At 63.5% G+C, this 14310-nt stretch carries 14 protein-coding genes; 2 read left to right on the plus strand and 12 right to left on the minus strand.

What is annotated here, in order from left to right; translation table 11 throughout:
* Positions 1–443: 443 nt before the first annotated feature.
* From ACAX61_RS18905 to ACAX61_RS18935, 7 genes are all read right to left on the minus strand, one after another.
* A complete protein-coding gene (locus tag ACAX61_RS18905) occupies positions 444–1835 on the minus strand; it encodes a TolC family protein (protein ID WP_370716132.1) in 1392 nt (463 codons plus the stop codon).
* Positions 1832–2890: an efflux RND transporter periplasmic adaptor subunit gene (locus ACAX61_RS18910; RefSeq protein ID WP_370716133.1), complete on the minus strand. Its 1059-nt coding sequence runs from the start codon at positions 2888–2890 to the stop codon at positions 1832–1834. The genes ACAX61_RS18905 and ACAX61_RS18910 overlap by 4 nt, the downstream gene beginning before the upstream one ends.
* Positions 2874–4556, minus strand: a complete 1683-nt coding sequence (locus ACAX61_RS18915; protein WP_370716134.1) for an ABC transporter transmembrane domain-containing protein — start codon at positions 4554–4556, stop codon at positions 2874–2876. Before ACAX61_RS18915 ends, ACAX61_RS18910 begins: the two co-directional genes overlap by 17 nt.
* Before the next feature lie 87 nt (positions 4557–4643).
* Positions 4644–5537 carry a hydrogen peroxide-inducible genes activator gene (locus ACAX61_RS18920; RefSeq protein ID WP_370716135.1) on the minus strand — a complete coding sequence of 298 codons (894 nt, stop codon included), beginning with the start codon at positions 5535–5537 and terminating at the stop codon, positions 4644–4646.
* Positions 5538–5761: 224 nt separating this feature from the next.
* The gene (locus ACAX61_RS18925) at positions 5762–6649 is read right to left on the minus strand and encodes an NmrA family NAD(P)-binding protein (RefSeq protein ID WP_370716136.1); all 888 of its coding nucleotides are present in this window, start codon (positions 6647–6649) and stop codon (positions 5762–5764) included.
* Between the two features lie 32 nt (positions 6650–6681).
* Complete coding sequence (locus ACAX61_RS18930) at positions 6682–7464, minus strand: Crp/Fnr family transcriptional regulator (RefSeq protein ID WP_370716137.1); 783 nt, start codon at positions 7462–7464, stop codon at positions 6682–6684.
* A gap of 166 nt (positions 7465–7630) precedes the next feature.
* Positions 7631–8260, minus strand: coding sequence for a Crp/Fnr family transcriptional regulator (locus ACAX61_RS18935; protein ID WP_370716138.1), 630 nt, complete (start codon positions 8258–8260; stop codon positions 7631–7633).
* Between the two features lie 263 nt (positions 8261–8523).
* On the opposite strand from ACAX61_RS18935, the gene ACAX61_RS18940 reads away from it, so the two are divergent.
* The gene (locus ACAX61_RS18940; protein ID WP_370716139.1) at positions 8524–8886 is read left to right on the plus strand and encodes a hypothetical protein; all 363 of its coding nucleotides are present in this window, start codon (positions 8524–8526) and stop codon (positions 8884–8886) included.
* A complete protein-coding gene (locus ACAX61_RS18945) occupies positions 8883–9518 on the plus strand; it encodes a sensor histidine kinase (protein ID WP_370716140.1) in 636 nt (211 codons plus the stop codon). Before ACAX61_RS18940 ends, ACAX61_RS18945 begins: the two co-directional genes overlap by 4 nt.
* Before the next feature lie 50 nt (positions 9519–9568).
* Here the strand turns inward: ACAX61_RS18945 and ACAX61_RS18950 are convergent, their stop codons facing one another.
* The 5 genes from ACAX61_RS18950 to bamA form a co-directional block, all read right to left on the minus strand.
* Entirely contained in the window at positions 9569–9925 is a 357-nt protein-coding gene (locus ACAX61_RS18950) for a hypothetical protein (protein WP_370716141.1), read from the minus strand.
* A 204-nt stretch (positions 9926–10129) separates the two neighbouring features.
* Positions 10130–10363 carry a 50S ribosomal protein L31 gene (gene rpmE, locus ACAX61_RS18955; protein WP_370716142.1) on the minus strand — a complete coding sequence of 78 codons (234 nt, stop codon included), beginning with the start codon at positions 10361–10363 and terminating at the stop codon, positions 10130–10132.
* 109 nt (positions 10364–10472) lie between these two features.
* Entirely contained in the window at positions 10473–10958 is a 486-nt protein-coding gene (fabZ, locus tag ACAX61_RS18960; RefSeq protein ID WP_370716143.1) for a 3-hydroxyacyl-ACP dehydratase FabZ, read from the minus strand.
* Positions 10955–11575: an OmpH family outer membrane protein gene (locus ACAX61_RS18965; protein WP_370716144.1), complete on the minus strand. Its 621-nt coding sequence runs from the start codon at positions 11573–11575 to the stop codon at positions 10955–10957. The genes fabZ and ACAX61_RS18965 overlap by 4 nt, the downstream gene beginning before the upstream one ends.
* A complete protein-coding gene (bamA, locus tag ACAX61_RS18970; protein ID WP_370716174.1) occupies positions 11575–14298 on the minus strand; it encodes an outer membrane protein assembly factor BamA in 2724 nt (907 codons plus the stop codon). The genes ACAX61_RS18965 and bamA overlap by 1 nt, the downstream gene beginning before the upstream one ends.
* Positions 14299–14310 lie beyond the last annotated feature (12 nt).

Genomic DNA, 14310 nt, shown 5'->3' on the forward strand with positions numbered 1-14310 from the left:
CTCTCCGTCGAACTCAAGACTACACAAAACCGCTACAATCCGGCATATCCGGCACTCAACGAGCGCACGCTATTACCAAATCGACGAGATCGGAGATCGGCATCCCACCCTCTCCGCCATTTCCCGTTCGCCGGCGAGCTTATCTACCGGAAATTGCCTCGATCCCAGCCGTATAGCGCGCACATCGTTACCTGCTGCTTTCCCGGCTTGATCACAGCTTCCCTGCCGTGCTGAACGCTGGGGGGGGGTGATCGCGTCGCCCGAGATATGTTCCGCCTGTCGTCGGCCATTCGCGCGCGCTTCACTCAGTTGGCGGTCTTGCTTCGTCATTCCTTGGAAATGGTCCGACTGAACGTCAGCATGGCCCACCGTTGCCATTGGATCGAACGACGGGACGACGGCCGGTGCCGACTTTCGGCAGACGAACTGCCGCTTCCAAACCTTCAAAGCCCCAATTGCGCGCGATCAACGGTGGCGGCTACAAGTTCGGCGCGAGCGGCCGATCGGCGATACTCGGCGTCCAGCTGGCGCAGGCGCGCATCGGCGGCGCTCTCTTCGCGCAGGTTGACGACGATGAAGTCGCTGGCGCCGAGCTGGAAGCGGCGTCGCTCGGCCTCAGCCATTCGGTTCGCAAGCGCGGTCTCGTCGGCGGCAAGGGCGAGCAGACGGTCGGCGGTGGTCGCCTGGATGGCGAGGCCGTTCACCTCAACGAGAATCTGGTCCTCAATCAGCTTGCGGCGCAACCGCAGGCCATCGGCCTCTGCCGCGGCCTCAGCAATCTTACCGCGCGCGGCCCGCCGTTCGAGCGGGAGCGAAAATCGCAAGCCAACGATCCCCTCGGCGGGCGTGCGCGATGCCCCGCCCAAGCCCACCGGCCCCACATCCTTGGCAGCCTCGGCGCGGATGTCTAGGCGCGGGCGCAAGTCGTTCTCGGCCAGCAGGCGCTTCACCTCGACCTGGTCGAGGCGGACGAGGATCGCTTCAAGGTCGGGCCGCTCGATCCGCTGGGCGAGGTCGGGGCCAAGCGCGGGAAGGCGCAACTCGGGGAAGCGATCGGGCAAGCGAGCTGCGGCAGGGACAATGGGCTCACCGGTTTCGCCGCGGAGATAGAAGGACAGCGCGTTGGCGGCGGTCGCGAGTTCCTGTTCGGCGCGCACCAGGAGAGTCTCACGCCGCACAATGTTCTGGCGGTTTTCGGTCCCCAGGATCTGCGGCCGCGCGCCCAGGACGATCTGACGCTCAATCGACGCCTGACGCTCGGTAGCAAGAGCCAACAGGTCACGATAGACACGCACACGCATCCCTGCGGCGACCCATGCCTGATAGGCGTCAATCGCCCGCCGCTGTACCCCGATCGCCACCATTTCGCGATCGAGGCGGGCCAGCGAAATGTCACCGCCAGCCAGCCCCAGCCGCCCGCGCCGCTCGTCGATCAGCCGGTCACGCATGAGGGAAAAAACCGCCCCGACCTTCACTTCGCCCAGCCGGTTGGTAAACGCCTTGTCCTCATAGATCGGAAAGTCGCCGCGTGAGAGGCGATATCCGCCGTAGAGGTAGCCGCCATTGTTCGCGAGCGGGCGTGTCGCACGCCCCTCGATCACGGTGCCGTCATAATAGCCCAGCAGCCGCGACTGAGCCTCGCCTTCAAAAAGAAGGTCGAACGCGCCCTCTGCCGACAGCCGGCGGCCATCGGCCTGCCGCTCACGCGTGATCGCCTCCAGGATCGCGGGGGCATGGGTAGCGGAAGAGCGCAGCACCTCGTCCAGCATCAGCGGCTGCGCGGCCGCGGGTGTGACGGAAAACAGAGCGGCGAAGATCGCCAGCACGCGGATCATTTCTTTACCTTTGCCACGGGTTCAGGCGTTGCGCCCTTTCCTTCGTCGGCGGGGCGGCGGAACTCGAGCGGGAAGTCGTTGAGCTGGCGCCAGAGTTCGTAGCCGACGCTGACCGTTTCCATCTGAATCCACCCGCGCACCTTGGCGCCAAGGCGGACATAATCGGCGCTCGGCCAGCCGGGCTTGCCGGGCATCGGTTCGACCAGGACGCGGAACAGGCCCGTTGCCTGAGCCGAAGGGTCAATGGAGCGGACGCGCCCATCGAACATCCCTTGCGCGATCGAGGGCCAGCCGCTGAACTGAACCGCTGGCCACCCTTCAAAGGCGAGGCGGACGGGACGGCCGGGGCGGATCACAGCGATGTCGCGGCCGTCGACCATCAGCTCGACAACGCGGACCGGCGCTTCGGGCGCGAGTGTCGCCAGTCGATCGCCCGCCGCGACCAGCGTCGCACCGGCGCCGGCGTTGATCGACTGGATGCGCCCGTCGCGGGGTGCGCGCACGGTCTGCGCCGACTGGCGATTGAGCGTTACGTCGACGCGGCTCAGCTTCGCGCGCGCCTCGGCCAGCTTGGCGCGGTGGTCGGCGACCTTGATCTGCGACGCTTCGTAATCGCGGCGCGCCGCAAGCCCCTCGGCAAGCAACTGGCCCGATCGACCGACGTCGATCTGCGCCACCGCCATCGCTTGCTGGGCGGCGGCGATCTCGGCCAGCACCTGCGCACGCTCGGCGGCAAGCCGGGCGAGGAGATTGGGGTCGTTGTCGACGATCCGCGCGATCGGCTCACCCCGGCGCACCCGGTCGCCGTCGCGGACATACCAGCGCTCGACCCGGCCGGGAACGAGGGCGGTTACGTCCTGTACCCGATCCTCAGGGTCAAGCGCGGCAACCTGTCCTGCACCGGCAGAGGTCTGGACCCACGGCACGAAGACCAGGATCGCCGCGACCACCGCGATGCCGACCGCGATCAGCCAGCCAACGACGCGCGTCACCCCTGGCGGACGGATGCCGGCCAGCGTCGGGAAATGGATCATGTGTTCAGGCTGGAAGGACATCGCTGCCTCCTTCGCTGGCAAGGGCGATTAGCTCCGCCTCGGTTCCGCAGCGGCGCTGTTCGTGCGCGCCCAGCCAGAGCGCGCCGTCGCGGGCCATCCCCTGTGGCCGGCGGGTGAACTGGAGTACCGTCGTAGCTCCGCGCAGGCGGGCGAGCACGGCGTCGAGCCGTGCTGACGGCAACAGGTCGTAGAGCGGCGACAGGACAAGCAGCTTGGGCCGGGCGAGCAGCGCGGCGGCAAGCTTGAGCGCCATCAGTTCGCCTACCGACAAAGGCCAGCCCGAGGTGGAGACGATCGTGTCCAATCCGTCAGCCAGGCTGCCCAGCCGCTCGGCGAGGCCGACCGTCTCCAGCGCCTCCACCATCCGGGCGGCATCGCCAGAGGCTGCCAGCGTCAGATAGTCGCGGATCGACATCTCGACGAAGCTCGGTCGATCGAGCACCATCACCTCGGCACGCAGGCGATAGGTGTCGAAGCCGCCGATATCGCGTCCGCCCACGATGACCAGCCCGCGTGTGGGGGTGTGGTGCCGCTTGAGGAGCATCGCCAGCTCCCGCTCAACGCCGGGGGCGGCGACGACGGCCAGCTGTTCGCCTGATCCTACCTCGAAATCGAAGCGGTGTCCGTTATGCTCGACCCGGGACAGGCGGATCGCGCCATCGGCGGGACCTTCACCCATCGCCTTGCCCGCTTCCTGCGGCACGTCCCAGAACAGTGACAACTCCTCAAGGCCGGCGGCCAGATCGTATAGCGCCTCCAGATACGGCCCGAATTGCGCGATGCCGTAGAAGACGCCCGACAGGATCAGCTCGGCGGCGACCAACTGGCCGATCGAGAGCTGCCCCTGAATAATCAGCCAACCGCCCAGCGCCAGCAGCGCGGCACTAGCGACGGCGTACACGAACAACAGCGCCAGTGTCTGGGCGAAGGTATAGCGGAAGTGGCGGCGATGCGCCGCGACATAGCCGGCGGTCACCGCTTCCGACCGGTCCATAGCAAAGTCCAGGTGGCGGCCGGACTTGTAGAAGCCGTTCGAGCCCCCGACACTTTCCAGCCAGTGCGCGGCGGCGTGCTTGGCGTGGCTTTTTGCAACAGCGCTGCGGATCGCGCCCGATGCCCAAAGCTGCCATATCAGGAACAGCGCCAACGCCAGCACGACGTTGAAGGCGAGGAAAAAGGGGTGGTAGAAACTCGTGACGACGAGGCCGACCGCACCCTGAAGGACAATGGTGAAGCCGCCGATCAGCAAGCTGGGCAGCGCCTTCTGCACGGTCATCAGGTCGAAATAGCGGTTGAACAAGTCGCCGCGCCGCGTATCGGCAAAAAATGGGTTCTGTGCGTGGACGGCGCGGATCGTGATTTCTGCGACGATGCGCGCAAACAGCCGTCGTTCGAACTGCGCCAGCAGGTGGACGCGGAACGCGGCCAGCACGCCGGCCATCAGCAGCAGTAGGAACAGCAGCCCCGCCAGCGTGAACAAGGGCGCCGGTAACGCGGTGTTGGCGACCGAGTTGATGAGCAGCTGCACCGAGATCGGCGTCGCCAGTGACAGCAGCGAAATAGCGATGCCGTACACCACCGCCAGCCGCACGAACGCAGCATCGGGTGCCAGCACCAGCGCGATCCATCCTGCAAAGGCCCGTATGCCCGGGCGCTTGTCCGCCATTGCCTGTCCTCCCTGATAGACGGGCTATCTGAGCGACGTAGATTATTGGAGCAACCGAGCGCGGGCTATATGTCCTATAGGGTTATCCTATTGCGCAACATCCCGAAGCAATTGAGCAATGGTCAGAAATGCTGGCGCCCGTCCGGTGCCGGCGCGCCAGGCCAGACCGATCTCGCGATACTGCCGCCCGCCTGCGAACGGGCGAACGATCACCTCGTCGCCGCCACGTATTTCCTGCCGGACGTACAGGCGGGGTAGAAGGGCGAGGCCCATACCCATGCCCGCCATCTGGCGGATCGCGTCGAGGCTGGTGCCCTCATAGTCACGCAGCACATGCGCGCCGGCCGCCTCCGCCAGGGCCGCGACCTGCTCGCTCATCCGGTATTGCGGCTGGAGCGTCAGCAGCCCCCGCCCCTCCAGGTCGGCAACAGCTATTGCCTCCCGCTTTTTTAACGGATCGTCGGCTGCCATGCCAAGGAACAGCGGCTCGCGGAACAGCCGCTCCACATGCAGGCTGCGGTCGTCGATCGGAAGCTGGACGAGAATGACGTCGTGGCTGCCGTCGGCGAGCAGCTCGACCAGCATGTTGGGCAAGCCTTCGCGCACATGGACGCGAAGGTCGGGGCTGGTCGCGTGCAGCCGCGCGACGAGCTGGGGCAGGATATATGGCCCCAGTGTCGGCGAGACACCCAGGCGGATCGTGCCCGACAGCGCATCGCTACGCCGTTCGGCCAGCGCCTCGAACGCGGCGACCTCCGCCAGCACGCGACGCGCGCTCGCCACCGCCTCGCGTCCCAGCGGGGTCAGGATCGCCTTGCTGGCGCCGCGCTCTACCACCCGGCCGCCCAGCATCGCCTCCACCAGCTGGATCTGCTGCGAAAAGCTGGGCTGCGATACGCCGACTGACGCGGCGCCGCGCGTGAAGCTGGCGTGATCGCCCAGCGCGATCAGGTAACGGAGTTGGCGCAGGGTCGGGTACATGGACAAGGGCTTCGTTTCTAAACTTCGAAGCGTGCGACGTCGACTATTACTCGAGTGGTACAGATCCTCGATCAGCTTGCATCGCGCGCGCCAATTCAGCGAGCGACAGCCGCCGCGCCGAAGCTGTGAAAAAGCGGCGGCATGTGCTGAAACCGCCGCATCGTCGGCGCGGAATCGCAACCCTCAGGTCCGTTTCTTTCGCTAAACAAGGTTGCACGCCGTCTTCAGCGACGAGCGTCCTGAAGCAGAACATCCTCGACCCGCGTCCATCGCATTCCGGGGTAACGATCGTTGTCGAACGGCGCGTCGAGCATACCCTCCCCCGCAAACAGGTTGCGCATATATTGCATGCCCTGCCACGCGGGATAGATCTCGCCCGCCTTGCCCGGCGCGACGCGCTTGGCGACGGCGATCACCAAGCCCAGCGACCCGACGGTGCCCGCAGGCATCACGCGATAGCGACGGCCGTGCACCTTGCTGACGATCTCAGCCAGATCACGCGCGCTCACCCGACCGCCGCAAATGTTCAGCGCCCGGGGGCTGGTGTCATCCATGGCGGCGCGTGCAGTGAACGCGGCGGTGTCGGCAATCGTGGTGAAATCCATCGGCTGGTCCGCGCTGCCCCAGTAAAGCACACGCCGGATCGGGTGCTGGACGATTGGCATCGTGCCCGTGAGCATGTCCATGAACGCGCCGTTGAAGACGGAGGTAAGGCGAATATCCGCCTGTTCGGCCCGCGCCTGAAATCGTTTTCGCAGATCGAGATTGCGATTGGTGCCCGGCGGCAGCTTGCGAAAGTCGATCGCGAAGTCCGATGGAATGAAGCGGGGCACGCCTGCGCGGACTGCCGCGTCGAGCAACCGCCCCTGTGCGCCAATCACTACGGGTTCCAGCCCGCTGAGCGCCGAGATGACGCATGTCGCACCGGCGACTGCTCCGGTCAGCGACCTTTCGTCATCAAAGTCCACGATGCGGACATCAGCTCTGCTCGCGGCCAGTTCCTCTGCGGATGCACCACCCCGAGCCAGTGCCACCACCGGCGCGTTCAGTCGCACCAGTTCCTGCACGATGCGACCGCCCAGGTCCCCGGTTGCTCCCGCCACGACAATCATAACGCCCTCCGCTGCACACCAAAGATGATCGCTCAGGCTGATCGCAGGTTCCCAAACGAAGCCCAACCTACCCAAAGGCAGGTGTCAGGGCACCTTCCGACCAAAAGCCCGATCAGGTGCCGATACTCAGCCTCCGGAACGCCATAGCTATCGCCAGCCAATTCCCTGAGCATCTCTCGGTCACGAACGATGACGCGGCCACGCTTCGACCAGATCATCCCCGCGCCCTCCAGAATGTGCAGCGTAACCGTCACGCCGCTGCGATCGGCGGAAATCATCTTCCCCAAAAACTCGTGGGTCAGCGCAATTTCGTCGCCGTCGACGCGGTCGTGGCACATCAGCAACCAGCGGGCGAGCCGGGCCTCCACGCGTTGGCTGGCGTTGGTCGCGGTACTTTGAGCGGATTGGACGAGGACCGTTTGAACATAACGCAGCAGCATCATGCGCAGGCTTTCGCTCTGTCGAACGGCGTCAAGATAGGCGGCGGAATCGATCGTCAGCGCAGTTGTGCCATCGACCTGCATGAAGGTTTCGTGCGGAGAGCGGTCGGCACCAAGCAGCAGACAGGTAGCCGAGACACCCTCGCGCCCGAAAACACCGGCCTCTGTTCGCCGGCCGTGCGCCGTAACCGATACGATTGAGGCCACCCCGTCTTCCAGGAAATAGACTGTTTCAATCGGAATATTTGGGGTGACGAGCACTTGGTTGCGCGCAATCGGCACGCGCCGCAGATGCGGCATCATCAGCGCCAAATCGTCAGGGGAAAGTGCTGCGAGCAGGGTGTTGGACGTGCGGAAGCGATCTGGCTGCGACATGATCGCCCTCACCTCTAGGGCGAAGGCGCAAGCGTCTCCGGCCGTTCATGCCCCGGAACCGTGCGAACGATGACAGGGACATACCGACCGATCCGGCCCGCGAAGGCTTTGTTGTCCATCCAACATTTCTCGACCGAATTGCGGCCTGATCGCTCAGCTTGGCCGGTCACATTTCAAACCGCGATCTTGCCGTCGCCTGACCAAATGGCCCGATAAGGCGGCGATATTCGGCCTCGGGCACGCCATAGCCGTCGCCGGCCAACTCCTCGAGCAAGCATCGATTCCGAATGAGTACCCGACCGCGCGTCGCACGGATCATGCCCGCACCCTCCAGGATATGCAGCGTGACGGTAACCCCGCTGCGGTCGGCGCAGATCATCATTCCCATGAACTCATGCGTCAGCGCGATCTCGTCACCATCCACGCGATCGTGGCACATCAGCAGCCATCGTGCGAGACGGGCCTCGATGCGATGGTGGGCATTTGTGGCAGTGCTCTGGGCAGCTTGCACAAGCACCGTCTGGACGTAGCGCAGCAGCACCATGTGCAACGTCTCGCTTTGCCGCAGGGCGGCTAGATAAGGCTCCGCATCGATCCGTAGGGCGGTTGCACCATCGACCTGGACAAATGTTTCGTGCGGCGACCGGTCGGCGGCAAGCAGCAGGCATGTGGCGGACACGCCCTCTAGCCCGAAGATACCGGTTTCTGAGCGCCCGCTTTGGGCCACCACCGACGTGATCGAACACACACCGCCTTCGGGAAAATAGACATGCTCGATGGGCGCGTGCGGCTTCACCAGCACCTGTCTTCGCGAAAGGTCGACGCGTGCAAGGTGCGGCGCCAGCAATGCGCGGTCGACGTCCGACAGGGCGCGAAGCAGGATGTTGGAAGTACTGAGCTGATCAGACTGCGACATGGGCTGCCCATGGTTTTGGGCGAAAGTTCAAACCACCTTACAGCCGCTCACGCCCTGGTCATCAGCGAACGGTCGCCATGATATAGGAATCTATTTCGAAGATATTACCCCCTGCCCGTTCCAGCACCGGCCGTATTGGATCCATGCTAAAGAAGGACAATAAGGAAGATTATGCAGTTACTCATCGGGCGCTCTTCCACAAACAACACGGCGATGTGGCAATTGTTGTCAAAACAACATTGCCTCGCAGACGGGCGAATTTTCGATATGTAGAAGACATGAACGCATCGAATGAGCGATATATGTACGAGACAGATCAGCAGTTTTATCGGCGCCGTGCGGAAATGGAGCTTGAGCTCGCTCAGAAAGCGCGTCTGCCCGAGGTCGTCTCTGCACATTACCGTTTGGCCGAAGCCTATCTCGCCAGGTTGCAGCAAATTGGGGAGATCGCCCCCTCCGGCGAACCAGGCGCTTTGCATATGAAAGCGCCGTCGAGGAATATATGACAATCAGCAGCTTTTCCACGTTCGCCCGGCCCCGTCGGTCAGGGCAAACCGACGACCTGCTGCTGCGTGAGACGAAACATCGGTGCAGCGACGACCTTCAGCTCGTCGTCAGCTTGCTTGCGCTTCAAAGCCGGCGCGCCGAGAACCCGGAAGTGCGCAAGGCGCTTGCCGATGTAATGGAGCGTGTGTCGATCCTGGCGCACGCGCGAAGCACCATGCATCACGATCGCCCCCCGACCCTTGAGGCAGCGTTGCAGCGCGCATGCGATGCCCTACGCGCGCAGGCGGAGCCGCGCGGAATTCTGATCACGCTGCAAACCACGGACGGGCCGTTCGCACTCTCCGATACCCAGATCGTCACCCTCGCGTTGGTCGTGAACGAGCTTGCGACCAACGCGATCAAGCATGCTTTTGCAGAGGACACGCCCGGGCAAATTTCCGTGTCGATCAGCAGACGGAATGGGTGCGACGCCATTGTTAGCGTCGACGACGATGGCCTGCCGTTTCCCGATGCGAGCAACGGCGGCCTTGGTCTTGGGCTCGCGACCCGTTTGATGGCGTCGATCGGGGGATTGTTCATCCGGCCAGCGCCGGGGTCGAAAATGTTCGAGCTGAGAGTTGCGGCGACCTGATCGGCGGTGCCCGCCGAGCGAGTTCGAATAGCCCCCCGCTCCGCCAGCCTTTAGTTGTCGAAGAGCGCGCCGGTTACCCGGATGACCGCAGCGCCGATTCCGCCCAACGCGAAATCGGGACGAAAGGCTGAGCGGCCACCATCCAGTGTCATCGACATCCGCGCCCGCATCGGGGCACCGGGCTCGCGCGGGCGGTTGTCCGGCGGCGATGCGCAAAGGTCGCTCGCGGCGCGGTCACCGGGCATCAGTTCCGGCTCAACCGATTCTGGGGTGATTCGAAAAACAGGTAGCAGCCTGATGTCGGGATTGGTCAGCCGAAATCCGGCAATCGTCGCGGCAAGCGGCTTGTTTGCCCTCGGTGCGGGCCCGCGCTCCTCCGCCTGCGCAGAGCATGCGCAGAAAATCATGCAAAGGCCGGTCGATAAGCGAACCAACAAGGGAGACCCCCATCGCACTGCCGATTGGACAATGTGGCAGGATCATGGCCGATAAAGGGCGATGGCGCCAGTGCCGATTTCGACCCCGCTCGCTGGTCTGGCAGGCAACAAAAAAGGGCCGTGGCGACGCCACGGCCCTTTTCCATACAAGAGGTCGCCCGAACGGGCGCCCGCTTAATTCTTGCGAAGCGACAGACCGCCGCCGAAACGCTTGTTGAAGCGCGCGACCTGGCCGCCCGCGTCAACCAGGCGGGCATTGCCGCCGGTCCAGGCGGGGTGCGCCAGCGGGTCGATGTCGAGCTGCATCGTGTCGCCTTCCTTGCCCCAGGTGGAGCGAGTTTCAAACACGGTGCCGTCGGTCATCTGCACCTTGATCATGTGATAGTCGGGGTGGCCGGTCTTCTTCACGTCAAATCTCCGAGAAAAGCCACTGGTTTCCGACCAGCGGCGAAGGGCGCGCGCATATCAGCAGCGAACGCTTCGTGCAATGCCCGCCCCTTCTCGACACAAGCAGCGATCAGCCGTTGCTGGGTGGGTCAGCGATCATTGCGGTGAAATTGGCGGTCGCTGCCACCTGCTCGCCCAGCAAAGCCCGACCGGCGAACTTGCACACGCTCGACCGCTTCTGGACGAACTCGACCTCCAACGTCAGCAGCACGCCGGGTTCGACAGGCTTGCGGAACTTGGCCTCCTCGATCGCCATGAAATAGACCAGCTTGCCCGAGCCCGCGAGCCCCAGGCTTTCCACCGCGAGCACCCCCGCAGCCTGAGCCAGAGCCTCGACGATCAGCACGCCGGGCATGATCGGACGGCCGGGGAAGTGACCCTGGAAGAAACCTTCGTTGATGGTCACCGCCTTGACCGCCCGAATCGAGCGGTCGGGCACGATCTCCTCGACCCGGTCGACCAGCAGCATCGGGTAACGGTGCGGCAACGCCGCCATCACCCGCTGGACATCCAGCGGGCCGATGACGGTCGCGGCCGTGACTTCCCCGTCGCTCACCGGCCCGGCGCGGCCTGTGCCGGAGCAGCCGGAGCGCCAGCCTGCTGCTGACCGCCGGGCTGCCAGTTGGCTGGCGGCGTGATGCTGACGTTGGGAACCAGACGGTTCAGCTCGGTCGTGACATCTGCGGTGATATCGGTCGACGGTTGGGCCTGCACTGCCGCTTCAGGGCGAAGAAGCAGCGTAACCTGCTTGCGCGTCATGGCAGCATTAACCGCCGCCTGAAGCTGCGCGCCGATCTGTTCCGCGGCATAGGCACGGGCGCGCTGCGCCGGCTGGGTCATGCGCTGGATTTCGGCGTTCGCGGCCTGCTCCTTCTGCTGGATGGCCGTCGCCTGGGTCCGCAACGCGGCCTCATTAGCGTTCGGCGCAGAACGTGCCTTGTTGAACGCTTCGACCAGCGGACGCAGTTCGGTCTGCACGGCGTTCTGACGGGCCTGTGCCTGGTCGATCTGCGCCTTGTAGGTCGTCTGGATCTGCGACACCGCAGTCTTCCATGCGTTGCTCTGCAGCACTGCGTTTTCAGGATCGGCGACGGCGATACCGTTCACCTGAGCGACGGCCGGCGTGGCAAGCGCGATCGGCGCAAGCGCGGCTGCGATAAGGAACTTGGTCATCAGAAAGCGGCTCCAACATTGAAGGTGAGAAGCTTCGGATCATCGCCGTCGACCGACACGATGTCCTTGGCAAGGTCGATCCGCAGCGGACCGAAGGGCGAATTCCAGTTCACGCCGACGCCGACGGTGATACGCGGCTTGGGCGTGTCGCCAACGAATTGCTCGAGGAACGGCGAGATGGTCTGGCTGGCGGCAGCGTTCGGGTCGTTGCCCGCGCAACTGCCACCATATGTTTCCGCATAGCCGACCGAACAAGTCGTCAGACGCGTACTGGCGAAGCCATTCGAGTCGGTAAAGCTGTTGATATACAGCTGTTGGCCGGCGTCCGTCGTGATTGGCCGAACCAGCTCGAGCAGGCGGGGCGAACCGTCCACGTTGAACACCGGGTTGCCACTGGCGTCGGTCGCCTGCGTGAACGTCGCGGTGGGGAGCGGGCGCTTGATGTTGAAGAGTGAACCCGCCTGAACGTAGACGGACGGACGAAGACCGAGTTCCTGAGCGCCCGACCCCAGCGGAATTTCGAGCTCGGCGCGGCCAAGATAGTAAGCGCGACCACCCAGAGGGTCATCGACGATCTGCTGGCGGTCGGTGACGAGCACCGTATTTCCATCAGCATCGGTCGTGAACGGCGTACGCAGCACGCGCGGACCGACACCGCGAATATCAAAACCGCGGAACTGCGGTTCGCCAAGGTAGAACCGATCGACGATCCGTACTGCGTCGATCCCGACGCCGCGGCTCTCTTCGAGCGAATGGATGTAGCCGCCCTGCGCATTCACCGAGAAGATGAAGCCGCCACCCAGGCCCCAGAATTTGCTGTATTCGCCGCGCCCACGGACATAGCGAACGTCGCCACCAAGACCCGCAAAATCCACGCCCGCCACCAGTCGGCTACCGCGAGTCGGACGCAGGCGACTGTTCAAGCTGTCATAAACCAGGCTCAAGCCGACAAGCGACGTCATGCGATTGCCGATCTGTTCGCAAAGATAGCGCCCAGCACGCAGCGGGTCGCATGAACCGGCTGTGAAATAGGTTTCCTCATCCAACGAAACATCGTCCTGCGACAGCTGATAGCGCGCCGAAAGCGACCAATATTCCGTCATCGGGATGCCGGCAACGATCTGAAAACCAGTCGATGTCTGCGAGAAGGTCGTGTTGCGATCGTTACCGATGAAATTGAACGCGTTGAAGTCGCGGCGGAAGATCGTGCCACCGAGCGCGATGTTCTTGTCGAACAAATACGGCTCCGTGAAGCCCAGCTCGACCGACTTCGAATAGCTCGAATAATTCGCCTGCAAACGCAGATCCTGCCCCTTGCCCCGGAAATTGCGCTGCCGGATCGAGCCTTGGAGGATGAACCGCTCGAGGCTGGAGAAGCCCGCCGACAGTGTCAGTTCGCCGGTCGAGCGTTCTTCGACATTGGCGTTCAGCATGACGCGATCGGGCGACGACCCTTCCTTCTCCTCAATCTCGAACTTGTCCTGGAAGAAACCGAGTGAGTTCACGCGGTCCTGAGAACGCTTTCGCAGGAAGCTGTTATAGGCATCACCTTCCGCCAATCGCATTTCGCGACGGATCACTTCGTCCTGGGTCTGGGTATTACCCGTAATCTCGATGCGGTCGACATAGGTGCGCGCAGCTTCCGCGATGTTGAACGTCAACCCCATCGTCAGGTTTTCGGTGTCCCGCTGATATTCGGGACGCACATCGGCAAATGCATAGCCGAACAGGCCAGCAGTCTCAGTCAGCGATGTGACCGAATCTTCGACCAGCTTCGCGTTAAACCAGTCGCCCTGCTTGATCGGCAGGCCCGCAGCCAGCTTAGTGTTGTCGAAATCGCGAATGCCGCTGTCGACTGCAACTTCACCGAACTTATAACGCGGCCCTTCTTCGACCACGTAAGTGATGATGAAGTCTTCCTTGTCAGGTGTTAATTCAGCGACGGCAGAGATCACGCGGAAATCTGCATAACCCTCGGTCAGATAGAACTGGCGGAGCTTTTGCTGGTCATAGGCCAGACGGTCCTGGTCGTAGCTGGTGTTGGAGCTGAAGAAGCGGAAGAACCGCGACTGCTTCGTCGCCATCTGCTTGCGCAGATCGTCATCGTCGAACTGCTCGTTACCGATGATATTGATCTGGCGGACCTTCGACTTCGGCCCTTCCGTAATCTCGAAGACCACGTCCACGCGGTTCTGCTCAAGATTGACCTGCTTCGGCTCTACCACGGCGGCAAAGCGGCCCTGACGGCGGTACAGTTCGACGATGCGGGCGACGTCGGCACGGACAGCAGTGCGGGTAAAGATCTGCCGCGGCTTAAGCTTGATCTCAGGCAGGATCTTGTCGTTCTTGAGGCGGCGATTCCCTTCCAGAACGATACGATTGATGATCGGATTTTCGCGCACCCGGACGATCAGGTCGCCCGCTTCCACACCCTCGATCTGGACATCCGCAAGCAAGTCCGACGCCAGCAGGTCCTTGATCGCCAAGTCGACGGTTTCGTTGGTGTACGGTTCGCCGACGCGCAGCTTGGTATAGCTCAATACCGTATCGGGTTCGATGCGCTGGTTCCCCACGACGCGCAGCGACTTGATCGTGCGGGCGGGTGCCGCCTGAACCGTCGGGGTTGGCGCGACATCGGGCAATCCCGGCTGCTGCGCGACTTGCGCCTGCGCCATGCCCGCCAGCATCGTGCCGGCAAGCAGCACCGCGCCCCGCGCACCCATCTTGCTCGCCTT

It is taken from the genome of Sphingomonas sp. IW22 (genome assembly GCF_041321155.1).
GTDB lineage: Bacteria > Pseudomonadota > Alphaproteobacteria > Sphingomonadales > Sphingomonadaceae > Sphingomonas.

What these genes read in the sequence shown, in the direction of transcription:
- ACAX61_RS18905 (WP_370716132.1), bottom strand. Translation starts at nt 1,835, where the DNA reads ATGATCCGCGTGCTGGCGATCTTCGCCGCTCTGTTTTCCGTCACACCC.
- ACAX61_RS18910 (WP_370716133.1), bottom strand. Translation starts at nt 2,890, where the DNA reads ATGTCCTTCCAGCCTGAACACATGATCCATTTCCCGACGCTGGCCGGC.
- ACAX61_RS18915 (WP_370716134.1), bottom strand. Translation starts at nt 4,556, where the DNA reads ATGGCGGACAAGCGCCCGGGCATACGGGCCTTTGCAGGATGGATCGCG.
- ACAX61_RS18920 (WP_370716135.1), bottom strand. Translation starts at nt 5,537, where the DNA reads ATGTACCCGACCCTGCGCCAACTCCGTTACCTGATCGCGCTGGGCGAT.
- ACAX61_RS18925 (WP_370716136.1), bottom strand. Translation starts at nt 6,649, where the DNA reads ATGATTGTCGTGGCGGGAGCAACCGGGGACCTGGGCGGTCGCATCGTG.
- ACAX61_RS18930 (WP_370716137.1), bottom strand. Translation starts at nt 7,464, where the DNA reads ATGTCGCAGCCAGATCGCTTCCGCACGTCCAACACCCTGCTCGCAGCA.
- ACAX61_RS18940 (WP_370716139.1), top strand. Translation starts at nt 8,524, where the DNA reads ATGCTAAAGAAGGACAATAAGGAAGATTATGCAGTTACTCATCGGGCG.
- ACAX61_RS18945 (WP_370716140.1), top strand. Translation starts at nt 8,883, where the DNA reads ATGACAATCAGCAGCTTTTCCACGTTCGCCCGGCCCCGTCGGTCAGGG.
- ACAX61_RS18950 (WP_370716141.1), bottom strand. Translation starts at nt 9,925, where the DNA reads ATGATTTTCTGCGCATGCTCTGCGCAGGCGGAGGAGCGCGGGCCCGCA.
- ACAX61_RS18965 (WP_370716144.1), bottom strand. Translation starts at nt 11,575, where the DNA reads ATGACCAAGTTCCTTATCGCAGCCGCGCTTGCGCCGATCGCGCTTGCC.
- bamA (WP_370716174.1), bottom strand. Translation starts at nt 14,298, where the DNA reads ATGGGTGCGCGGGGCGCGGTGCTGCTTGCCGGCACGATGCTGGCGGGC.